The organism is Sulfitobacter sediminilitoris, from assembly GCF_010667575.1.
Classification (GTDB): domain Bacteria; phylum Pseudomonadota; class Alphaproteobacteria; order Rhodobacterales; family Rhodobacteraceae; genus Sulfitobacter; species Sulfitobacter sediminilitoris.
The window spans coordinates 48,782-68,744 of the sequence record NZ_JAABNT010000002.1 but is presented as its reverse complement, the minus strand read 5'-3'; the positions used below and the strand labels follow the sequence as shown (position 1 = coordinate 68,744).

22 protein-coding genes, 3 pseudogenes and 1 riboswitch are annotated in these 19,963 nt (G+C 56.7%); of the genes and pseudogenes, 14 read left to right on the top strand and 11 right to left on the bottom strand.

Annotated features, from left to right (window positions below):
* Nucleotides 1–17: 17 nt before the first annotated feature.
* Nucleotides 18–707: a GntR family transcriptional regulator gene (locus tag GV827_RS03245; RefSeq protein WP_164352274.1), complete on the bottom strand. Its 690-nt coding sequence runs from the start codon at nucleotides 705–707 to the stop codon at nucleotides 18–20.
* 146 nt (nucleotides 708–853) lie between these two features.
* Between GV827_RS03245 and GV827_RS03240 the strand changes: the two genes are divergently transcribed.
* From GV827_RS03240 to GV827_RS03220, 5 genes are all read left to right on the top strand, one after another.
* Nucleotides 854–1,939 (top strand): polyamine ABC transporter substrate-binding protein, encoded by a 1,086-nt coding sequence (locus GV827_RS03240; protein ID WP_164352273.1) that lies wholly within the window; start codon nucleotides 854–856, stop codon nucleotides 1,937–1,939.
* Between the two features lie 78 nt (nucleotides 1,940–2,017).
* Nucleotides 2,018–3,145 carry an ABC transporter ATP-binding protein gene (locus GV827_RS03235; protein ID WP_164352272.1) on the top strand — a complete coding sequence of 376 codons (1,128 nt, stop codon included), beginning with the start codon at nucleotides 2,018–2,020 and terminating at the stop codon, nucleotides 3,143–3,145.
* Between the two features lie 2 nt (nucleotides 3,146–3,147).
* A complete protein-coding gene (locus tag GV827_RS03230; RefSeq protein ID WP_164352271.1) occupies nucleotides 3,148–4,023 on the top strand; it encodes an ABC transporter permease subunit in 876 nt (291 codons plus the stop codon).
* Nucleotides 4,020–4,838 (top strand): ABC transporter permease, encoded by an 819-nt coding sequence (locus GV827_RS03225; RefSeq protein ID WP_164352270.1) that lies wholly within the window; start codon nucleotides 4,020–4,022, stop codon nucleotides 4,836–4,838. The genes GV827_RS03230 and GV827_RS03225 overlap by 4 nt, the downstream gene beginning before the upstream one ends.
* Nucleotides 4,838–6,166: an NAD(P)/FAD-dependent oxidoreductase gene (locus tag GV827_RS03220; protein ID WP_164352269.1), complete on the top strand. Its 1,329-nt coding sequence runs from the start codon at nucleotides 4,838–4,840 to the stop codon at nucleotides 6,164–6,166. Before GV827_RS03225 ends, GV827_RS03220 begins: the two co-directional genes overlap by 1 nt.
* A gap of 5 nt (nucleotides 6,167–6,171) precedes the next feature.
* On the opposite strand, the gene GV827_RS03215 is transcribed toward GV827_RS03220, so the two are convergent.
* From GV827_RS03215 to GV827_RS03200, 4 genes are all read right to left on the bottom strand, one after another.
* A complete protein-coding gene (locus GV827_RS03215; protein ID WP_164352268.1) occupies nucleotides 6,172–6,834 on the bottom strand; it encodes a flagellar hook capping FlgD N-terminal domain-containing protein in 663 nt (220 codons plus the stop codon).
* Nucleotides 6,835–6,846: 12 nt separating this feature from the next.
* The gene (fliK, locus tag GV827_RS03210; RefSeq protein WP_164352267.1) at nucleotides 6,847–7,572 is read right to left on the bottom strand and encodes a flagellar hook-length control protein FliK; all 726 of its coding nucleotides are present in this window, start codon (nucleotides 7,570–7,572) and stop codon (nucleotides 6,847–6,849) included.
* 78 nt (nucleotides 7,573–7,650) lie between these two features.
* Nucleotides 7,651–7,941, bottom strand: a complete 291-nt coding sequence (locus GV827_RS03205; protein WP_164352266.1) for a hypothetical protein — start codon at nucleotides 7,939–7,941, stop codon at nucleotides 7,651–7,653.
* Between the two features lie 24 nt (nucleotides 7,942–7,965).
* A complete protein-coding gene (locus GV827_RS03200) occupies nucleotides 7,966–8,445 on the bottom strand; it encodes a hypothetical protein (protein ID WP_164352265.1) in 480 nt (159 codons plus the stop codon).
* 78 nt (nucleotides 8,446–8,523) lie between these two features.
* Between GV827_RS03200 and GV827_RS03195 the strand changes: the two genes are divergently transcribed.
* The 3 genes and pseudogenes from GV827_RS03195 to GV827_RS23545 all read left to right on the top strand — a co-directional run.
* Nucleotides 8,524–8,841, top strand: coding sequence for a rod-binding protein (locus GV827_RS03195; protein WP_164352264.1), 318 nt, complete (start codon nucleotides 8,524–8,526; stop codon nucleotides 8,839–8,841).
* On the top strand, nucleotides 8,831–9,190 hold the full coding sequence (locus GV827_RS03190) for a flagellar biosynthesis protein FlgN (RefSeq protein WP_204325698.1): 360 nt from the start codon (nucleotides 8,831–8,833) through the stop codon (nucleotides 9,188–9,190). Before GV827_RS03195 ends, GV827_RS03190 begins: the two co-directional genes overlap by 11 nt.
* A 207-nt stretch (nucleotides 9,191–9,397) precedes the next feature.
* Nucleotides 9,398–9,535: pseudogene (locus GV827_RS23545) on the top strand (flagellin); the annotation flags it as partial.
* On the opposite strand, the pseudogene GV827_RS03185 reads toward GV827_RS23545, so the two are convergent.
* Both GV827_RS03185 and GV827_RS03180 read right to left on the bottom strand, forming a co-directional pair.
* A pseudogene (locus tag GV827_RS03185) lies at nucleotides 9,499–10,798 on the bottom strand (flagellar hook protein FlgE); the annotation flags it as partial. The pseudogenes GV827_RS23545 and GV827_RS03185 overlap by 37 nt on opposite strands.
* A 115-nt stretch (nucleotides 10,799–10,913) precedes the next feature.
* Nucleotides 10,914–11,755, bottom strand: a pseudogene (locus tag GV827_RS03180) (flagellar motor protein MotB).
* Between the two features lie 140 nt (nucleotides 11,756–11,895).
* On the opposite strand from GV827_RS03180, the gene GV827_RS03175 reads away from it, so the two are divergent.
* Nucleotides 11,896–13,131: an MFS transporter gene (locus tag GV827_RS03175; protein WP_408056264.1), complete on the top strand. Its 1,236-nt coding sequence runs from the start codon at nucleotides 11,896–11,898 to the stop codon at nucleotides 13,129–13,131.
* Here the strand turns inward: GV827_RS03175 and trhO are convergent.
* Nucleotides 13,100–13,990, bottom strand: a complete 891-nt coding sequence (gene trhO, locus GV827_RS03170; protein WP_164352262.1) for an oxygen-dependent tRNA uridine(34) hydroxylase TrhO — start codon at nucleotides 13,988–13,990, stop codon at nucleotides 13,100–13,102. The two genes, GV827_RS03175 and trhO, sit on opposite strands and share 32 nt — an antisense overlap.
* A gap of 88 nt (nucleotides 13,991–14,078) precedes the next feature.
* On the opposite strand from trhO, the gene pncA reads away from it, so the two are divergent.
* On the top strand, nucleotides 14,079–14,672 hold the full coding sequence (pncA, locus tag GV827_RS03165; RefSeq protein ID WP_164352261.1) for a bifunctional nicotinamidase/pyrazinamidase: 594 nt from the start codon (nucleotides 14,079–14,081) through the stop codon (nucleotides 14,670–14,672).
* Here the strand turns inward: pncA and GV827_RS03160 are convergent.
* Together GV827_RS03160 and GV827_RS03155 are read right to left on the bottom strand one after the other, a co-directional pair.
* The gene (locus GV827_RS03160; protein ID WP_164352260.1) at nucleotides 14,669–14,959 is read right to left on the bottom strand and encodes a DUF1330 domain-containing protein; all 291 of its coding nucleotides are present in this window, start codon (nucleotides 14,957–14,959) and stop codon (nucleotides 14,669–14,671) included. The two genes, pncA and GV827_RS03160, sit on opposite strands and share 4 nt — an antisense overlap.
* Before the next feature lie 77 nt (nucleotides 14,960–15,036).
* Nucleotides 15,037–15,717, bottom strand: a complete 681-nt coding sequence (locus GV827_RS03155; RefSeq protein ID WP_164352259.1) for an NYN domain-containing protein — start codon at nucleotides 15,715–15,717, stop codon at nucleotides 15,037–15,039.
* A gap of 104 nt (nucleotides 15,718–15,821) precedes the next feature.
* Here GV827_RS03155 and pncB point away from each other — a divergent pair, with 104 nt between their 5' ends.
* Nucleotides 15,822–17,114, top strand: coding sequence for a nicotinate phosphoribosyltransferase (gene pncB, locus GV827_RS03150; protein ID WP_164352258.1), 1,293 nt, complete (start codon nucleotides 15,822–15,824; stop codon nucleotides 17,112–17,114).
* On the opposite strand, the gene GV827_RS03145 is transcribed toward pncB, so the two are convergent.
* Nucleotides 17,087–17,998, bottom strand: coding sequence for a DMT family transporter (locus GV827_RS03145; RefSeq protein ID WP_164352257.1), 912 nt, complete (start codon nucleotides 17,996–17,998; stop codon nucleotides 17,087–17,089). The genes pncB and GV827_RS03145 overlap by 28 nt on opposite strands.
* Before the next feature lie 145 nt (nucleotides 17,999–18,143).
* Nucleotides 18,144–18,354, top strand: a riboswitch (cobalamin riboswitch).
* 33 nt (nucleotides 18,355–18,387) lie between these two features.
* On the opposite strand from GV827_RS03145, the gene GV827_RS03140 reads away from it, so the two are divergent.
* The 3 genes from GV827_RS03140 (at nucleotide 18,388) to GV827_RS03130 (ending at nucleotide 19,962) form a co-directional block, all read left to right on the top strand.
* On the top strand, nucleotides 18,388–18,552 hold the full coding sequence (locus GV827_RS03140; RefSeq protein ID WP_164352256.1) for a CbtB domain-containing protein: 165 nt from the start codon (nucleotides 18,388–18,390) through the stop codon (nucleotides 18,550–18,552).
* 200 nt (nucleotides 18,553–18,752) lie between these two features.
* The gene (locus GV827_RS03135; RefSeq protein ID WP_164352255.1) at nucleotides 18,753–19,460 is read left to right on the top strand and encodes a CbtA family protein; all 708 of its coding nucleotides are present in this window, start codon (nucleotides 18,753–18,755) and stop codon (nucleotides 19,458–19,460) included.
* Between the two features lies 1 nt (nucleotide 19,461).
* Complete coding sequence (locus tag GV827_RS03130) at nucleotides 19,462–19,962, top strand: hypothetical protein (RefSeq protein WP_164352254.1); 501 nt, start codon at nucleotides 19,462–19,464, stop codon at nucleotides 19,960–19,962.
* Nucleotide 19,963 lies beyond the last annotated feature (1 nt).

Genomic DNA, 19,963 nt, shown 5'->3' with positions numbered 1-19,963 from the left:
TCGAATCAAACCGCGGCTTATCCCTCCGACAAGGCCGCCTCAATTTGGCGCATACCCTGCTCGACATCTTCGGCCATTGCCACGGCTGCGGCATCTGCGTCCCTTTCGGTGAAGGCGACCAGAAGATCCTTGTGTTTATCTGGCAGATTGCTGGTGCCAAACCGACCGCAGACAACGCGCAGAGAGGGGCCAAATCGTAACCAGAGCCGATCTACCGTCGCCGTCATGATCGGTGCTTGGGCACATTCATAGATCGTTGCGTGAAAGCGGTAGTTATGTGTCAGATAACCGCCGATGTCGCCCTTTGCTATCGCCATGTTCAGATCGTCGTCACAGCTGGTGATGGCCTCAAGATCTTCTTCGGATATGCGTTTGACTGCGCGCCTCGCCAGCTCTGGCTCTATGGTTTTTCGCATAAAACCAAGCTCTTCTATACAATCAGGTGTCAGGACAGGAACGCTGACGCGACGGTTTCCCTGATGTGTCAGCGCCCCTTCTGCGATCAACCGGCGCAGCGCCTCGCGCACCGGCGTCATCCCCGCGCCCAGCTGCGTGGTTAGACCCTGAATTGTCACAGCCTGGCCGGGCGCCAGATCCCCGAACAAAATCATGACCCGCAGCTGTTCATAGACAAGTTGGTGAGCGGGCATTTTCCCGGCATCCGTGCGCAGAAACGGGTTGGAAGGTGTCGTCACATCAAGGTTCATCAGGTGTCGCCTGTTTTTGCGGCTCTGGATGCACCTTGCACCCTTGCGCCCTGCGTGAAAGCATAAATTATCTTGCCGCGAGAGGCAAAACTTGATCAAATTACCGGAATGCCGGGACCAACCCGGCAATGTTATGGGAGTAACACATGATTAATCGTATTCTGGGCGGCGTTGCTGCTGCCGCTTTGATGGCTGGTGCCGCAGCGGCTGAAGAAGTCCGCGTGTACAACTGGTCGGACTATATCGATGAGAGCCTGTTGGAAAAGTTCGAAACCGAAACCGGGATTGAGCTGATCTACGACGTGTTCGACAGCAACGAAGTGCTGGAGACCAAACTGCTCGCCGGTGGCTCTGGCTATGACGTGGTGGTACCATCGGGTACATTCCTGCAGCGCCAGATTACGGCAGGGGCGTTCCAGAAGCTGGATCCAGCAAAGCTGCCCAACAAAGAAAACATGTGGGACGTCATCAATGACCGTCTGGCCAAGTATGACCCCACAGGCGAGTACGCGATCAACTACATGTGGGGCACAACCGGCCTTGGTGTGAACATCAACAAGGTCAAGGAAGTGTTGGGCGACGATGCGCCTGTCGGTTCCCTCGCCCTCGTGCTTGATCCGGCAAATATGGAAAAGCTGTCTGAGTGCGGTGTGCATTTCCTTGACGCGCCCGCAGAGATCATTCCGGCAACACTGGCCTATATCGGTGAAGACCCTGACAGCCAGGATCCCGATGTGATCGCAAAGACGGAGCCTGTGCTGACCGCAGTGGCACCCTACGTGCAGAAATTCCACAGTTCTGAATACATCAATGCGCTGGCGAACGGTGATATCTGCGTTGCAATCGGTTGGTCCGGGGATATCCTGCAAGCGCGTGACCGCGCCGCAGAGGCCGACAACGGGGTTGAGATCGAATACTATGCGCCACAAGAAGGTGCGCTGATGTGGTTCGATAACATGGCGATCCCGGTGGATGCACCAAACCCGGACGCGGCGCATAAGTTCCTGAACTTCATCATGGACGCGCAGAACATGGCGGCGGCATCCAACTACGTCTACTACGCCAACGGTAACAAGGCGTCTCAGGAATTTCTTGAGGAAGACGTGATCGGCGACACAGCGATCTACCCGGATGAGGCAACGCTTGAAAACCTCTATACCACGTCGCCCTACGGCCCTAAGGTGCAGCGGACCGTGACCCGTATGTGGACCAAGATCAAGTCCGGTACCTAAGATGTTTCGGAAGGGCGCGGCTTTCAAAGGTCGCGCCCTTTTCCGTTGACCCCTTGCCAATCAAAGGGATGCCTCTTCGTGAGCCAATCTGTTTTCGCCCCGTGGGACGACCCCAACGAAAAACCCCTCATTCGATTTCAAAACGTCACCAAGCGGTTTGGTGAGTTTGTTGCGATAGATGATCTGACGCTGGACATCTACGCGCAGGAATTCTTTGCGCTGCTGGGGCCATCTGGCTGTGGCAAGACCACGATGATGCGCATGCTTGCAGGTTTTGAATCCGTGACAGAGGGCAAGATCGAACTCGCAGGTCAGGACATTGGCCCGGTACCGCCGAATGAACGTGCGGTGAACATGATGTTCCAGTCCTATGCCTTGTTTCCGCACCTGAGTGTTTGGGAGAACATTGCCTTTGGTCTCAAGCGTGACCGCAAGAGCAAGGCTGAGATCGAAGCACGGGTCGACGAGATGCTCAAGCTGGTCCGGCTTGAGAAATTCGCGCGCCGCAAGCCGCACCAGATTTCCGGTGGTCAGCGTCAGCGCGTTGCCCTTGCGCGTTCATTGGCGAAGGCGCCAAAGTTGCTTTTGCTGGACGAACCACTTGGCGCTTTGGACAAGAAATTGCGTCAGGACACGCAATTTGAGCTGATGGACATTCAGGAAACGACAGGAACCACCTTCGTGATCGTGACCCACGACCAGGAAGAAGCGATGACCGTCGCCAGTCGCGTCGCGGTTATGGACGAGGGCCGTATCATTCAGGTCGCGACACCTGCGGCGATCTATGAGTACCCGAACTCGGTCTACGTGGCGGACTTCATCGGTGATGTGAACATCATCGAAGCGGAGGCCCGCCCGTCCGGAGAGGATGAATATTCGCTGAATTGGATCGAGGGCCAAGCGCCAATCAAGGCCACGTCACAGAAGACATTTAGCGATGGTCAAAAAGTGCACTTGGCCATTCGTCCCGAGAAAATCCGCATCTCTACCGAAAAACCGGACGATGCGGATAATGCGATGCAGGGCAAGGTGCTGGACATTGCCTATCTTGGCAACCTATCCACCTACCATGTTGAACTCCCGACGGGTCAGATCATCAAGGCACAAACCGCCAACACCCGCAGGATTGCGCGGCGGGACATCACCTGGGAAGATCCGGTGTGGATCTCATGGAGCGCCACCGCAGGCGTGCTGCTGGAGCATTGATGATGCGCCGCGCCGCCCTTATCGCTGTCCCTTACCTGTGGCTGCTGGTGCTGTTTCTGGCACCATTTCTGATCGTTCTGAAAATCTCGCTCTCGGATGCCGCGCTTGCGATCCCGCCCTATACGCCGACGTTGAAGGATGGCATCGGCGCGTTGATCAGCGAACTGGATTTTGAGAATTTCGTTTTCCTGACCGAAGATGATCTCTACTGGAAAGCCTACCTCAGTTCACTGCGGATCGCTTTGATCTCGACCTTCCTGACGTTGCTTGTGGGGTACCCGATTGCCTACGGTATGGCCAAGGCACCAGAGGAATGGCGCCCGACGCTGATGATGCTGGTGATCCTGCCGTTCTGGACGTCTTTCCTGATCCGCGTCTATTCATGGATGGGGATCCTCAGCAATGAAGGGCTGCTGAACCAGCTGTTGACCTGGCTTGGCCTGATCAATGAACCGCTGACGATCCTGAACACGAATACCGCTGTCTATATCGGGATCGTCTACACCTATCTGCCTTTCATGATCCTGCCGATCTATGCCGCGCTCGACCGGATGGATTCATCTCTGAACGAGGCAGCAGAAGATCTGGGATGCTCCAAAATGCAGGCGTTCTGGCTTGTCACCATCCCATTGTCCAAGAACGGTATCATTGCAGGCTCTTTCCTTGTCTTCATTCCAGCGCTGGGCGAGTTCGTGATCCCGTCCCTGTTGGGTGGATCCGGCACGCTGATGATCGGCAAAGTGCTTTGGGAGGAGTTCTTTAACAATCGTGACTGGCCTGTTGCGTCGGCTGTTGCGGTGATCTTGCTGTTGATCCTTGTAATTCCCATCGTGCTGTTTCAGCGCAATCAGCAAAAACAGCAGGAGGCCGAGCAATGAGACGGCTAAGCTGGTTCAATGTCACATCCCTGACACTCGGGTTCGCGTTTCTCTATCTCCCGATGATCGTTCTGATCGTGTACAGTTTCAACGCGTCCAAGCTGGTCACGGTCTGGGCCGGGTTTTCCACCAAATGGTACGGAGAGCTGTTTCGGAACGAGGCGTTTCTGGATGCTGCCTGGGTCACGATCAAGGTCGCGGTAATTTCATCGACCTTCGCGACGGTGCTGGGCACAATGGCGGCCTACGTGCTGGTACGGGGCGGGCGGTTTTTGGGGCGGACTCTGTTTTCCGGCATGATCTACGCCCCGCTGGTGATGCCAGAAGTGATAACTGGCCTATCGCTGTTGCTGCTTTTCATCGGGATCGGTCTGGATCGGGGGGTGCTGACCATTGTGCTGGCACACACAACATTTTCAATGTGCTATGTTTCGGTTGTCGTATCCTCGCGGCTTGTTACCTTTGACCGTTCGCTTGAGGAAGCGGCCCTTGATCTGGGTGCGTCCCCTTGGGAATCCTTTCGGCTGGTGACACTGCCGATCATCGCACCGGCTGTCATTTCTGGCTGGCTGCTGGCATTCACCCTAAGCCTTGATGATCTGGTGATCGCGTCCTTCACTGCTGGTCCCTCTGCCACGACCCTGCCGATCAAGATCTTCTCAGCTGTCCGTTTGGGGGTCTCACCCGAGATCAACGCGCTGTCCACCATCATGATACTGATTGTGACCGTGGGTGTTATCAGCGCGTCTTTGGTCAGCAAGCAGAGCGCGGTCCGCGCACAAAAGGACGCGCGTGCGGCCGAGCGCACGGCCTGATGCGCCGGATATATTCGGACTTTGCCTATTCTGATGCACCACGCGCCGGGTGCTGGTGGGATCAGACCACCGATTTGCCGCAACGCGATTCGCTGAATGGCGCACATACCTGCGATGTTGCGATCATCGGAGGTGGGTTTACTGGTATTTCTGCTGCCCTGCATCTGGCTGAGGCGGGTGTTTCCGTCGCGGTGCTGGAAAGCCGATTTGTCGGCTGGGGTGCGTCCGGCCGGAATGGTGGGTTCTGTTGTCTGGGTGGCGGGATGCTGGACAATGCAGCGCTGGAGAAAGCCTTTGGCCGAGCTGGCCGAAATGATTGGCGAAAGGCCGAAATGGACGCGATCCATTTGGTCGAATCTCTGCTGCAGCGGTTTGATATCGACGTAGACCGCCACTCTGACGGGGAGACGCAGTTTGCCCACAGACCGCGCGATTTCGAAGAGATGAAACAACAGCTGGCCTATTACAGCGACAGCTATGGTCTGGAGGCGCGGCTCACCGATCCGGGAGAGCTTGAGGCCAGCGGTATGAATGCCGGATTCTTTGGAGCCTTGACGACGCCGATCGGGTTTGCCCTGAACCCGCGGAAATACATCAATGGATTGGCAAGGGCTGCTGAAGGTGCCGGTGCCCGGATATTTCATGACACGCCGGTGACGGGGATAACGCGCTCGCATGACGGGTTCCGAGTGCAGGCGGGCAGTGGTCAGGTGCAGGCAGACAGAGTGATATTTGCGACCAACGGCTATTCCTCCGAAGATCTGCCAAATTGGCTGGCCGGTCGGTACATGCCTACACAATCCAGCATCATCGTCAGCCGTCCCATGACCCAATCGGAACTGGGTGCACAGGGTTGGACCTCTGGGCAGGCGTCCTATGACACCCGTCACCTTTTGCACTACTTCCGGCTGATGCCGGACAATCGCATGCTGTTCGGCGTGCGCGGCGGTTTGATGGCCAATCCAGCGTCAGAAGCACGCGCGATCAGCCGCGCGCGCGCCGACTTCGATGCGATGTTTCCGGCTTGGAGGCATATTGAAACCACGAATGCATGGTCCGGAATGGTCTGTATCGGCCGTGATCGGATGCCCTATGTTGGGCCAGTGCCGGGAGAACCCGGATTCTACACCAGCCTTTGCTATCATGGGAACGGTGTGGCCATGGCCAGCTATTGCGGTGTATTGCTGGCCGATTTGGTGCGCGACAAAGAGCCAGAACGCGTCTACCCCAAAGCGATCCAACGTCCGCTGTCAAAATTTGAACTTGGTCGGCTGCGCCGCGCAATCATGCCGATTGCCTATGCAGGATTTGCGCTGCAAGACAGATGACCTGATCAGACTGGTTCGCGAAGCCCGGTGACGCCAGCCGCAAGAATTGCAGATCCACCCTCAAGGATCAGAATCGCTTCACCGTCTTGAAGGCGTGTTTTGGTGATCCGTCCGTAGGTTTCAGCAGGTTCCGATAGAATGACTTCTCCGTTTGCGCGGCTTTCGATGTCAAAGCTGTAGATACCGTTTTCGAACGGGCCGCCATCCTTTGCCACACCTGCCCATTCAAAGGGCTCTGCCGAGACGGGAAGTGCGACACGCTGGACCTCTTGCCCGGTTTCGTCACGGACAATCAGAAAGACCTCATCAGAAATGGCAGCAGGGTTCGGTGTGATGCGCAGGGGTGTTCCATCAAAGTAGGTGGGTGCTGTTGTCAGGGCTTCCATCCCGATCCAGCTTGCCGTTTGCGCCATATTTCCAGAGCCTAGCTGCGCAGCGAGCGAGGCCAACAGATCGTTCGACATGACCTGCTGTTCCACCATTGAGAACTGCGCAAGCTGCGCAGCGTATTCGGAAGAATCGATCGGTTCCAATGGATCGTGATATCGCGCTTGGGCAGTGAGCATTTTTAAGAATGTCTCAAAATCCGATGAGAGTACGGCGTTGGCCTGTGGCGCGGTTGCTGCCGATGGGGCTGACGGCGCCATGGTGGGGGAGTTGATGTCCATGCTTTGTCCTGTTCAAAGGCGGATGTCGAGCCCAGCTGTGACGCCGGGTGCTAATCTGATCTGAGAGGCTTGTGGGTCGGCGTGTTCCGCTCCATTCAAACGTTTGGACGGAGAAGTGTCTGTTTGCTCAGCCCTGCTTTCCGTTTCTGCATCCCCGCCCCCTGAGAAAGAGAAGGAAATATCGCTGTAGCCAATGGCCTGAAATGCCGCTTCAAGACTATTGATGTGGCGCCGCATCAGATCAATTGTTTCGCTCCGTTCAGCCAGCACAATGACCACAATCCCAGCTTCTGACGATGAAAGAGCCAATCGTACCCGTCCCTGTTCCTCCGGGCTGAGCGTGATTTCCACCGGCCGTGCTGGCATATGGTAAAGCGCCTCTGCGATCTGCCTCGAAATCATCTGAGGCAAATCCATACGAGAGGGTATGGTGTTATTGACTGGCAGTGAGGTTGTTGTTTGAGAATCGGTTCGAACAGATGCGTGTGGATCGATCTGATCGCCTGAACGAGTGGTAAAGAACACATTTCTGCGATGCTCCGGCAGGACGTGCATCGAGAAACCTGAAGGAGCGTTGGGCGTTGCTTGTCCGGGATTGTTAGGCTTTAGCGGGAGCGTTGCGGTTGTAGAGACAGGATCAACACTGCGTCTGATTTCAGCACGACGTTTGGATCGCTGCCCGGGAAGAGTGGGAATGAGAATTTCATCGTTGCCAGGGGCTTGGGGGCTATTTAGCATGACGTCTGGATTAAAGCCAGATTGTGGAGTGCTGATGTGTCTTTGAAGAATGACATGCTTCGGATCAGCCGGTGCATCCTAAGCTACTAATGATATCTGATTGCCGTGCGATTGAGTTTTGGCTGCAAATGAAGATGTTGTTTTCTGCAACTGCGAACTCCCCACCTCAGAGGTGCGCGTCTGGGTGGTCTCAACGCCATCAGTTTTTCCCGGCCTACCAAAGGAAGATTTCGCTATCTTATCGTTGGAAAGAGCCTTTGAGTTGTGGACGGTTTGATCCAAATGCAAAGCTTGAACGGAAGTCTGCGCGGACGTTGTTGCGCCTGACGCCTTCTTCAATGGTGCGACGCCTGCCATGTCCGTCTGCATATCTGTAGATTTTGGCGCTTTCTGTTAAAGATCCACCGCACGGGTCGCTGGCTGGATCGGGACGCGCCCTGCTTCAGTGAAACGTACCTGATCATCAGAGCGACCGACCGCAATTTCATCGTTTCCATTGGCAATATTTTTGGAGCTGGTAGCATTCGGGCCAGAACGTGCTGTATCAACGTCTTCTGAATTTTCCAGAGACAACTTGCTACCCGTCGCATGCCTGACGTCTATCTGGTCTGCTTCTAGGCTACCCTCAACGGCGTCCGGGGCGGTGATTGAAACAGGCGCGTCAGATTTGACGGCAGTCAAATCAGGCGACAGGGTCGTCGCTCCCTCGCCCTGTGAATGCTCTTCGGCAAAAAGCGCTGCAAAACTTTGGGCGTTTTCCAAAACTTTCGGAGATACTGCACCTTCCGGTGTTGTATTCTGTTGCGGCGCAATAGGCTGGGCCGCCACTTCGGGAGCCAGCGGTAGCAAGCTGCCCGACATGATTTGATGCACGAAAACCTCCGGGATTTCTTCTCCGTTGGGCTTCTTTATCTGCGAAGGTCGTTACCGGTTGTTTACCAGGCGTGGCGCATGTTGCGGAAAATAGACCGCAATTTAAGGACCCAGCCCGTGGATACCGTACGACCTGCACTACCGGCTCATACCAGCAATTCTCTTGATCAGTCCCTTCGCCAAGCGGCTCAGAAACTTGAGGCAAGTTTTCTTGCGGAAATGCTGAAAGGAGCTGGACTTGGCTCGTCGCGCGAGGGGTTTGGTGGTGGCCCGGGAGAAGACCAGTTTTCTTCGTTCCTGGTAGAGGAACACGCAATGGCAATGGTCCGGGCAGGGGGTATCGGGTTGAGCGAATCGATTTTTGAAGCACTGAAGGAGCGAGACAATGACGGCTAAGACTGGGAACGGACCGGTGATTGAACTGAGTGATCTGCTGGATACAGAGCGCGAAGCGCTTTTGAAGGGAGATCTTGAAAAGCTCAATGAGCTCCTTGTTTCCAAGGAAGCGTTGATTGAGGCGATGAACAGCACACCGCAATCCGACCTTTCAGCAATGCAAATGCTGGACAGCAAAGTACGTCGGAATCAGCTGCTGATGGACGGGGCGCTAGAAGGTATTCGCGCGGTCGCATCCCGGCTTGCAAAACTGCGAGAGGTGAAAGGCGCCCTTGAGACCTATGGGGCAGACGGCAAGAAACACGACATCGTTGCATTGCCTGATAGCTCTGTCGAACGGCGGGCATGAGTCTTTAATTAAAAATCTTAAGAATCCACGTACAGGTGTTCAGCATTCGTTAACCCGGCAGAGGCATCAGTGGTGCCGCATCCGAGGTCGGGTGGCGCATCGTCTTACATCAAAAGCGCATGCATTGGTCAGAACGACATGTCGTCCAGCCCCGTGGGGGGTGGGACATAACGGACGCAAAGCGTCAATGACTGAAGGAACATGCTTATGTCGAGCATTCTTACCAACAACAGCGCAATGGTTGCGCTGCAGACTCTGAAATCCATCAATGCCAGCCTGGCCGGGACGCAAAACGCAATTTCGACCGGTAAATCGGTCGCCAGTGCCAAGGATAATTCCACGGTCTGAATGACCTTCGCGTTCGAGCTATAGGCGCGCTGTGTCTGGATCATCGACGTCAGCTCACCCGCTACATCGGTGTTGGATTCCTCCAATGCGAAAGACAGGATATCTCCGGTCGGACCGTCACTGGCATCCCAAAGGAAAAACGACCCGCTATCGAGCGACGGCTGATAGGTCTGCTGATCAAGCGCGACCATGCCGTTTGGGTATGGCAGATCGACCAGCGGCACCTGGTAAATCACCCGTGTGATTCCCGTGTCGAAATAGGCAAAGACAAACCCATTTGGGTCCACTTCGACGCTGGTCATGTTCCCGACAGGTGAACCGTCTTTTGAAATCGAGATCGGTGCGAAATTGTCAGAAAGTTGGGTAATCCCGTCGCTCTCACCAAGTTGACCGATATCGATCTCCATTGGGCCGCCAGCCACATCCACGATGATCGTGCCGGTCAATGGATCATAGGCACCACCTGTCGGACCGACAGATGTTACGGACAAAAGCGTCCCGCCCGCAGTACGGTCATCCGCAAATTCCAGGGTGTATTCCCCGATCGTCACCGTAGGGTCGACCGAGTCGCGCAGGGTCATAGTCCAAGTATTGGAGGACCCCGTTGCAGGCACATCGGGCGAGAAAGTGATGTTAATATTCTCAGACGTGCCCAGGTTATCGTAATACTCCACCGACAACTCCGAGATATCACCGTCCGAACCCGCATCTGTTTCGGTTGCGGGCAGGTTCACGCCAAGCGTCATGCGCGTTGTCGGTTCTCCTGAGAATTGATTGACATTGATCTGGACAGGCTCAAGCCCATCGGATGTGTCGCGCGGAAAGCTGGGTATGGTGCCATCTGGCAACGCAGGCCACCCCAGTAGCACCAGACCGGAGTTGGACCTCAAATACCCTTCGGAATCGGTCCGGAAAGATCCTGTGGTGGTCAGGAACATGCTTGCCTCGCCATTGGCAACCTCAACGTCCGTGGCTTGCGTCACAGGTAGAAACCCGCGTCCACGTACAGCAAGATCCGTGGCATTGTTGGTTGAGACAAGGTAGCCTCGCTCATCAATCAGGCGCTCTGTCAAGGCGCGCACGCCGCCTGCCGAATATGTCCCCCCCCCGGGAGGCGATCACGATGGAATGGAAATCCGTTTCGACCCGCTTGTACCCGAAGGTCGACGAATTTGCGATGTTGTCCGAAATCGAAGCCAATCGGGTTGCATTCGCCTGAAGGCCCGCCACCCCGGCATTGAGCGAAGAAGAAATGGTCATAAGTCAGAAACGCCTTTCTGCTGTGTCAGTGTTGTTCACCGGACACATAGACGACGCCGGCTTAATTCCGGGCTAACAGATAAAATGCCGGGTATTTGCCGTGGCCGTAACCAGCCTATTTGCGGTCAGTTTTCCGCAACAACACCACTTCGATGCGATTGTTACGTCGCGCCATCGTGTCCTGCAGAACCGGAGTGCGATCAGCATGTCCGGTGACTCTTTTGATACGGGCGGGTGCGATGCCGGAATCTTCGAGCAGCTCACGCATTTTTGCCGCGCGATTGGCTGATTGATCCCAGACCGGACTGTTGGCCAATACAATGGGTGTCGCGCGGACATGCCCGCCAATCGCTATGCCGTTCGTAACGGCCTTGGCCGTTGAAGAGATAAGTGCCGACAAATCCCGCAAAAGCTGCGTTGGCGTGTCAGTGCCATCCTCGAACAGAGGAATTCCCTCAAGTTCAAAAAGTTCGATCACCAAGCCTTCATCAGTGATCCGGGTCACGATATGCCGCAGCGCGTTTTCCATGACCATGGTCTCGCCGCCTTGCCCGACCAGCATTTTCTCGAGCGTCTCAAAGGCTTCCTGGTCTGCGTCGTCGTCCATCTCGGTGCCGGTATTTCCACGCGCACTCACTTCGGGGAAATCCGTGTATCGGTGCCGCCGGTCCCTGTCTGTGGCAGTGTGGTCTCGGAGAATATGCTTTCTCCGCCAAACGCACCATTCCCGCCGCCAGACACCCGATTGATCGGAATCGTCGGCGAAAAATAATCCGCAATACCCTTGCGTTGCTGTTCTGTCGTCGCATTCAGCAGCCACATCAACATGAAAAAAGCCATCATCGCGGTCACGAAATCCGCGTAGGCAACCTTCCAGGCACCGCCATGATGCCCACCGCCGCCAACGACCTTTTTCTTCTTGATGATGACTGGCGCCGCATTTGCTTGCGCACCCATCTCCACCACCTCTATTCACCCAAGGCTGTGCTAGCAAGGTGGCCCCTAACGCGAGCTTAACAGCTTCAATTGTGCGCATTTCACCTCAGCCCTTGCGCATAATTCTGGTTTGACGCTTGATGCAGGTGGAAGGATCCTGTTTGACCCAGATTGCCGAAACAGACAGCCGCTATTCGTGGTTTCGACTTGTCGTCACGATGCTGGTGGCGATTATTGCCAATGCGGGCATGTGGGCGATTATCGTGATCCTGCCTGCCGTCCAGGCTGAATTCGGGACCAGTCGTGCGGATGCGTCTCTTCCGTACACGCTGAACATGATCGGGTTCGCCTTGGGCAATTTTGCACTGGGCCGGGCGCTGGATCGGTTCGGCGTGACTGTCTCGCTCATCCTTGCCGCACTCGGTATTGTTGGCGGTCTGATCCTGGCGATCCTTTCTCAATCCATCGCCATGCTGTCTTTTGCGCAACTTCTCATCGGGTTTGCCTCAGCCGTTGGTTTCGGTCCTCTGATAGCCGACATCTCGCACTGGTTCGTCCGCAGGCGCGGCATCGCCGTCGCGCTGGTGGCCAGTGGCAATTACCTTTCTGGAGCGATCTGGCCGATGGTCCTTGCGGGTGTCATGCAGGACAGCGGCTGGCGGGCGGTCTACACCGTGATGGCTGTTGTCACCTTTTTCGGTATTATACCGCTTGCCCTGCTGCTCCGGCGACAGGTTTCCTCAGAGACTCATGCCAGCGCCCACGCGGCCTCCAGCCTCAACGCACAGTCAGCTGGTCTCAGCCCGCGCACACTCGCCATTTTGCTGGGGTTTGCAGGTATCTGTTGTTGCATTGCCATGTCGATGCCACAGGTTCACATCGTGGCACTTTGCGTCGATCTGGGCTTTGGCCCCGCTGTTGGGGCCGAGATGTTGTCGCTGATGCTTTTGGGTGGCGTTGGCTCTCGCATCGTGTCGGGCCTCCTGGCGGATCGGCTGGGTGGCGTTCGCACGTTGCTCATCGGATCCACGCTTCAGGGACTGGCGCTGTTTCTGTATCTGCCGGCGGGCGGTCTCGTCTCGCTCTACGTTGTCAGTCTTGTCTTTGGATTAAGCCAGGGCGGCATTGTCCCCAGCTACGCGCTGATTGTCCGCGAATACATGCCCGCCAAGGAGGCGGGCGCGCGCGTCGGATTTGTGATGATGGCAACGATCATGGGCATGGCGCTGGGCGGCTGGGTCTCTGGTCAGATCTATGACTGGACCGGCAGTTACCAATGGGCGTTTATCAACGGGATCGTCTGGAACGGGGTGAACGTCGCCATCATGCTTTGGCTTTTGCTGCGCAGCAGGCCACGCAAACCCGCTATCCCTGTCCCCGCGCCTCAGCCAGCTTGATCTGCTTTTGCCGCTCGCGAAAGCGTTCCTTGTCCCAATCGGACGTCTTGTCAAAGCAGTTGTGACAGCTGACGCCATGCTCGTATTCGGGCCGGTGCGTGTCTTGGGGCAGGATCGGCTGACGGCAGCCGTGGCACAGCAGGTGCGGCCCTTCTTTCAGCCCGTGGCCCACGCTCACGCGGGCATCAAAGACAAAGCAGTCACCGTCCCATGTGCTTTCTTCCTCGGGCACTTCCTCGAGGTATTTCAGAATACCACCTTTAAGGTGATAGACATCCTCGACGCCCTGACCCAGCAGGTAGTTCGTCGATTTCTCGCAGCGGATGCCACCGGTGCAAAACATCGCAATCCGCTTGTTGTGAAAACGATCCTTGTTCTTTTCCCACCAAGCTGGGAATTCACCAAAACTTTTGGTTTCGGGGTCAATCGCCCCCTCGAAGGTACCAATCGCAACCTCGTAATCGTTGCGCGTGTCAATCACCGCCACATCAGGGCTTGTGATCAGCTCATTCCAATCGGCGGGATCCACATAATTGCCGACCTTGCTTGCCGGATCCACATCGGGCTGGCCCATCGTCACGATCTCGCGCTTGATCCGCACTTTCATGCGCGGGAACGGCGGTGTCTCTGACGTGGCCTCTTTCCACTCAAGCTCTTTGCATCCCGGCAAGCCGCGCAAATGCGCAATCACTGCGTCGATCCCGGCACGCGGGCCTGCGATGGTTCCGTTCACCCCTTCCTGCGCCAGCAGAAGCGTTCCTTTCACATCCTGTGACACGCACAGGTCCAGCAGCGCAGGTTTGAGCGCGGCAGGATCTTCGAAACGGGTGAAGTGATAAAGGGCGGCAATTGTGTACATGGCGGCGAAATAGGCCCTCAGGCCCCTGTTGTGCAAGTGGGAGGTAGGCTAAAATCCACACTAAGAGCACCTATCAAGGAACAGCAACATGCGTGCCCTTATCGTGATCGACGTCCAAAATGATTTCTGCCCCGGTGGCGCGCTGGCCGTCCCGGGCGGTGATGAGATCGTACAGGACATCAATGCGCTGATGGCTGACTTCAATGCGGTGATCCTGACGCAGGATTGGCACCCGGCGGGCCATTCCTCTTTCGCGTCATCCCACGAAGACAAGAACCCCTATGACATGATCGAGATGCCTTACGGCCCACAGGTACTCTGGCCAGATCACTGCATCCAGGGCAGCATGGGCGCCAAGTTTCATATGGAACTGCATCAGGACCGCGCCGATCTGATCATCCGCAAAGGCTATAATCCGAAGATCGACAGCTATTCTGCGTTCTTTGAGAATGATCACGAAACCCCGACCGGGCTTGAGGGATATCTGCGCACGCGGGGAATATCAGAGCTCACGATGGTCGGCCTGGCGCTGGATTTCTGCGTGAATTACTCGGCAGTGGACGCAGCGAAACTGGGTTTCGACGTGACCGTGCGGCAGGATCTGTGCCGGGCGATTGATCTGAATGGTTCGCTGGCGGCAGCCCAAGACGGTATGCGCGAGGCGGGGGTAGCCCTGACCTAACCAAGGCCCTCTACAATTATCAGGTCCGTGTCTGCGGCCTGCTGCCTGACCGCACGTGCCTCGGTATAGCCTTGTGATTCGTAAAACGTCGTCGCAGTTTCCATGTCCTTGAACTCAACAATAACCGTTGTTGGTTTCACCGCCCCTTCGCGTTGATCCGGCGAGGGGTTTCCGACAAGAACCTTCGCCCCGTACTCGGCAAGGACCGGCGCGGAAAGCTCTCTGAACTTGGCGAATAGGTCGGCGTTGTGAACGTCAATGTGGGCAATGATATAAGCTTTGGGCATGGTGGCTTTCCTGAATGAAATCGCGTCAGGTTACCATGATTTGGCGTTCTTTGCAGGCTTTGAGACCCGCGACAAAGCTACAGGCCTTCAAGGATAGGTTTGCCTCCGGCAACACCGCCCTTGATCAGTTTGAGACCCTTGGCTTGCTGTGCCCGGTCGCCAAAGCGATCGTTTGACACCACCGGCAGCCGATGTTCACGCGCGTACTTCAGGATGAACGCGTCTGCTTCGGTGCGGGCAGGGCACACCATGATCCGGTCGCGTTTCAGGCCCAGTGCCTTCGCGAAACCTCTTTCATCCAGCGACGGATCCTTCAAATGGTGTCGCGAAGACGCATCGAGAAAGACAAATGGATACTTGCCCTTGGAGCGAAGCTGATCAACCACAGACCGCAGTGTGCGCAAGTCCGCTTCTCCGTCCCAGTACATCACGTTGGTCCCGCCAATAACCACCTCGGAAGATGGTTTTCTTGACTTGCCGTTTTTCTTTGTCGGGGCTTCAGCGCGTTGTGTTTCCCGTTGGAAGGTTGCCGCAAGAACAGCAGCCAGCACAACGCTGAACCCTGCACCCCAATAGACAAGGTTTCCCGTTTCAAAGCCGAAATCACGCGATATGACGATCGCCAATGCTGCTGTCCCGGCGAGCGTCAGCCGGAACATCCGTACAAAACAGGTGATGTACCCAATGAAGGCCAGCAAGAGGATGAGAGGGGTTAGAATATCGAGCGGCGTCATCACAATCTCCTGCGGTTGCATCATCAGCCTGAGACACGATTCGGGCAACCTTATGACCTCTGGTGAAATCGCCCTTGCCCCTGCCGCTCCAGTTTTGCGACAAAGGCACGCATATACGAGGATACTCAATGGTTGATATCGCCACCCGCGTCTGGAACCACAAATGGAAGATCGACCCGATTGTGCGGTCGCTCATCGACACAGATTTCTACAAGCTGCTGATGTGTCAGTCGATCTTTCGCAACAAGCCGGACACGACCGTCACCTTCTCGCTCATCAACCGGTCCAAGCATGTGCCGCTGGCCAAGCTGATCGACGAGGGGGAGCTGCGCGAGCAACTGGATCACATCCGCTCCCTGTCGCTGAGCCGCGGCGAATCCACCTGGCTGCGCGGCAATACCTTTTATGGCAAGCGCCAGATGTTTCGATCCGATTTCATGGAATGGTTCGAAGGGCTGCGCCTGCCGCCCTATTACCTTGAGCGCAAGGGAGACCAATACGAACTGACATTCGAGGGGAAATGGCACGAGGTGATGCTGTGGGAAATTCCTGCTCTCGCCGTGCTGATGGAACTCCGGGGCCGTTCCGTGCTCAACACCATGGGCAAGTTCGAATTGCAGGTGCTTTATGCCCGCGCGATGACCCGTGTTTGGGAAAAGATCGAGGTGCTGCGCGACATACCGAACCTCTCCATCGCGGATTTCGGCACGCGGCGGCGGCATTCCTACCTCTGGCAGGACTGGTGCGTGCAGGCCATGCACGAAGGTCTGGGTGCCGCCTTTACCGGTACCTCGAACTGCCGGATCGCCATGATGCGCGAGCTTGAGGCCATCGGCACCAACGCACATGAATTGCCCATGGTATATGCCGCGCTGGCCGAGGATGACGCAGCGCTGTCACAAGCACCCTACGACGTGTTGCAGGATTGGCATGACGAACACGAGGGCAATCTGCGCATCATTCTGCCGGACACCTTCGGGTCCAAGGGTTTCCTGAAACACGCGCCCGATTGGCTGGCGGGTTGGACCGGGGTGCGTATCGACAGTGGCGATCCCGCGACCGGGGCCAATATCGCTATCGACTGGTGGAAAGAAAGGGGTGAAGACCCCTCAACCAAGCGGATCATCTTCAGTGACGGCCTGGATGTGGACAAGATCACCGAATTGCACGCGGAATTCGCGGGCAAGGTCAACGTTTCCTTTGGCTGGGGCACGTTGCTTACCAACGACTTCCGGGGTCTGGTCCCCAATGACGCGCTGGCACCGTTTTCGCTAGTCTGCAAGGCCGTTTCGGCCAACGGGCGGCCCACGGTCAAGCTGTCTGACAATCCCAACAAGGCGATGGGACCAGCGGACGAGATTGAACGCTACAAAAGGGTTTTCGGCGTCGGCGATCAGGTGGCCGAGGAGGTGCTGGTCTGACCCTGTCGCAGCTTGCGTTCTCGCCAGATGATCATCAGACCGCCGAAGACGATCAGGAGCGAGCCGGGGAAGAGCTCTGACCATGGCGCCTCATCGTAAAAGAGCCATCCCAAGACGAAGGCAATCGGGATGCCGAAATAGCTGAAGGGTGCCAGATCGCTTTGATCGGCCATGCGGTAGGCGCTGATCAGCAACAAAACAGCGCTGCCACCGAAAGCGCCCATGCCTGCGATCCACAGCATGTCCTGCGCTTGTCCAATCGGGGAAAACCCACCCGTGAAAACGGCCAGCAGAACCGCCCCAATGGCGGCAATCGTTGAAGAGTAAAGATTGATCAGCGCGGTCGGCACGTCCTCGTCAATCAGCCGCGCGGTGACACCGGTCAGCGCATAGCAAAAGGCGGCGACCAAAGGCAGCAACGCAGACCATGAAAACGTGTCACGCGCCGGTCCGACGATCAGGATCACCCCGATGAACCCAATCAACACCGCAACCCACCTGACCAGTCCCACCCGTTCACCCAGAATTGGCACCGCAAGGGCCACAAGAAACAGCGCATTCGCGTAAGTGATTGTTGAGGCCGTGGCGAATGTCAGCAAGCCAAGTGACAAATAGAAAGAGAACTGCGCAAAAGTCAGAACGACGCCGCGAAAAAGTGCCAGTCGCCATTGCCGCAGCTTCAGTTGCCGCCCCCTGCGTTGCCACTCTGCCGAACCCCACAGCACCAGACCCGCCGGGATCAATCCAAACAGGTTGCGCCATGCCGATAGTTCCGCCGCGCCGTAATCAACCGACAGGCGCTTGATGATCAGCCCCATGGCATCGAACAGCACGATCGCCATCAGCGAATAGATGATCGCGAGGGTGGTTCGATTGGTCGGCATCAGGCGCTCCGGTATCGGCGAGGATTCGCCGGGCAACCCCCAAGCGTAGTCCGTTTATGTCGAATGCAGGCTGTTGACGCCAGAGCAAGCGCGTTTTGAGGCGCTTTTGCGTCGCAAATCAATCTTGCTTTCACAGGACCAAAATGCGACGTTTTAAACGCTTGGTGTCCCGATATGCGGCAAATCTGCATGGGACCTAACAGGGAATTCAGTCAAGGCATCCGCCCCAAGCTGAAGCCGCCCCCGCGACTGTAAGCGGTGAGCCTGACCCGATATGCCACTTGTCTTTGGACAGGGAAGGCGGGAAAAGGCGCTGAACCGCGAGCCAGGAGACCTGCCAGGCAAGCGCAAGAAATATGCCGTCGGGTGTGACGGTAAGGAGAGAAGACATGACAACAACCACACAAACACGCAGCGCGCTTCGCTTTGTGCCCGCCCTCTTTGCGGCTGCTCTGGGCATCGCTGTGATCTCGCTGACAGGTCACGTTCAGGCAGCAGCCCTGCACGATGCGGCCCATGATGTGCGCCACGCGACAGGCTTTCCCTGCCACTAAGCAGGTCTTCCTGAAACGTTTCGGGCTGCGTCGCATCAGCGAACGGCGGTGCCGTGGCGTTAGGCGTTTTGGGGCTGCCTGATCGGCCCACCCATCTTCGTTGGTGTGATCGCGGCCCCACTTATTGGTGGCCCGCTTTTTTGCGTTGGTAAAAGCGCGTTCCGAGCACCTTATCGAACCCAATGCACAGGTACTCCGTGATGTACGCTCGCTTTCTGATTTCCGCTCTTTTTGCCGGTGCCGCTGCCGGGTTGATCGCAGCCCTTCTGCAGCTTTGGTTCCTTCAGCCCATCATGCTGCATGCCGAACTCTATGAAGGCGGCGATCTGGTCCACTTTGGCGCTGACAAGGCGGCCACGGTCACGCCTGAGCTGCCGGGGTTCAACCCAGTGCGCGACGGATTGAGTCTGGTCTTCAGCATGCTGACCTATAGCGGTTATGCCCTGATCATGCTGGCAGCGATGGGCATCGCCGAGGATCGTGGTGCGCAGATCAATGGTCGCACCGGTATCCTGTGGGGCATCGCTGGTTTTGTCTCGTTTCACCTTGCCCCCGGTTTTTCGCTGGCGCCGGAACTCCCCGGCGTGTCGGCAGCGGACATCACCGCCCGCCAGATTTGGTGGTTTGCGACGGCAGCGGCGGCAGCCGCAGCCATGTGGCTGATTGCATTTGGCAAAGGCTGGTCGATGTGGGGGCTTGCCGCCATCCTGCTGCTGGCTCCGCATGTAATCGGCGCGCCTGAGCCGGACATCTTTACCGGTCCCGTACCGACAGAGCTTGCCGCCCTCTTTGCCGCCCGTGCGCTTGGTCTTGGTCTGGTTGCCTGGACCCTGGTGGGTGCCTTCGCTGGCTATTTCTGGCAGCGTGAAGGGGCCCATGCCGAAGCGACCGCACGAGCAGGAAACTAGAATGAGCCGCACCCTGTCCCTTTTCGTGATCGGCCTGATCTTTGGTGGCGGCATCGGGTTCACCATCGCCGCAGGGAATGGCATTACTTTCGATGGTCATGACCACGGCGACCCGGCGCACCACGATGCTGCGATGGATCATGGCAGTTTGGACCACGCTATCATGCATGACACACCCCTCGACGTTCCCGCCGCAGACGCCCCGCGTCTGTCAATCGAACTGCACCCCGATCCGTTGGCAGGCTTCAATCTGCACGTCATGACTGACAATTTCGCGTTCTCTCCGCAGAACGCGGGGGTTGAGAACGTGACAGGCGAAGGGCACGCCCATGTCTACATCAACGGCGAAAAGCTGGGCCGCCTTTATGGCGCGTGGATGCACCTCGACAATCTGCCCAAAGGTGAGGTCGAGGTTGAAGTGACCCTCAATACCAACGACCACCGCCCCCTTGCTGTGGACGGCACGCCCGTCACAGCCCGACAAACAATCACCGTGGAGTAAC

What these genes read in the sequence shown, in the direction of transcription:
- GV827_RS03245 (WP_164352274.1), bottom strand. Translation starts at nt 707, where the DNA reads ATGAACCTTGATGTGACGACACCTTCCAACCCGTTTCTGCGCACGGAT.
- trhO (WP_164352262.1), bottom strand. Translation starts at nt 13,990, where the DNA reads ATGTACACAATTGCCGCCCTTTATCACTTCACCCGTTTCGAAGATCCT.
- GV827_RS03220 (WP_164352269.1), top strand. Translation starts at nt 4,838, where the DNA reads ATGCGCCGGATATATTCGGACTTTGCCTATTCTGATGCACCACGCGCC.
- GV827_RS03205 (WP_164352266.1), bottom strand. Translation starts at nt 7,941, where the DNA reads ATGCAGACGGACATGGCAGGCGTCGCACCATTGAAGAAGGCGTCAGGC.
- GV827_RS03155 (WP_164352259.1), bottom strand. Translation starts at nt 15,717, where the DNA reads ATGATGCAACCGCAGGAGATTGTGATGACGCCGCTCGATATTCTAACC.
- GV827_RS03230 (WP_164352271.1), top strand. Translation starts at nt 3,148, where the DNA reads ATGCGCCGCGCCGCCCTTATCGCTGTCCCTTACCTGTGGCTGCTGGTG.
- GV827_RS03240 (WP_164352273.1), top strand. Translation starts at nt 854, where the DNA reads ATGATTAATCGTATTCTGGGCGGCGTTGCTGCTGCCGCTTTGATGGCT.
- GV827_RS03140 (WP_164352256.1), top strand. Translation starts at nt 18,388, where the DNA reads ATGACAACAACCACACAAACACGCAGCGCGCTTCGCTTTGTGCCCGCC.
- GV827_RS03225 (WP_164352270.1), top strand. Translation starts at nt 4,020, where the DNA reads ATGAGACGGCTAAGCTGGTTCAATGTCACATCCCTGACACTCGGGTTC.
- GV827_RS03190 (WP_204325698.1), top strand. Translation starts at nt 8,831, where the DNA reads ATGACGGCTAAGACTGGGAACGGACCGGTGATTGAACTGAGTGATCTG.
- pncB (WP_164352258.1), top strand. Translation starts at nt 15,822, where the DNA reads ATGGTTGATATCGCCACCCGCGTCTGGAACCACAAATGGAAGATCGAC.
- GV827_RS03215 (WP_164352268.1), bottom strand. Translation starts at nt 6,834, where the DNA reads ATGGACATCAACTCCCCCACCATGGCGCCGTCAGCCCCATCGGCAGCA.
- pncA (WP_164352261.1), top strand. Translation starts at nt 14,079, where the DNA reads ATGCGTGCCCTTATCGTGATCGACGTCCAAAATGATTTCTGCCCCGGT.
- GV827_RS03160 (WP_164352260.1), bottom strand. Translation starts at nt 14,959, where the DNA reads ATGCCCAAAGCTTATATCATTGCCCACATTGACGTTCACAACGCCGAC.
- fliK (WP_164352267.1), bottom strand. Translation starts at nt 7,572, where the DNA reads ATGCTAAATAGCCCCCAAGCCCCTGGCAACGATGAAATTCTCATTCCC.
- GV827_RS03130 (WP_164352254.1), top strand. Translation starts at nt 19,462, where the DNA reads ATGAGCCGCACCCTGTCCCTTTTCGTGATCGGCCTGATCTTTGGTGGC.
- GV827_RS03145 (WP_164352257.1), bottom strand. Translation starts at nt 17,998, where the DNA reads ATGCCGACCAATCGAACCACCCTCGCGATCATCTATTCGCTGATGGCG.
- GV827_RS03135 (WP_164352255.1), top strand. Translation starts at nt 18,753, where the DNA reads ATGTACGCTCGCTTTCTGATTTCCGCTCTTTTTGCCGGTGCCGCTGCC.
- GV827_RS03195 (WP_164352264.1), top strand. Translation starts at nt 8,524, where the DNA reads ATGTTGCGGAAAATAGACCGCAATTTAAGGACCCAGCCCGTGGATACC.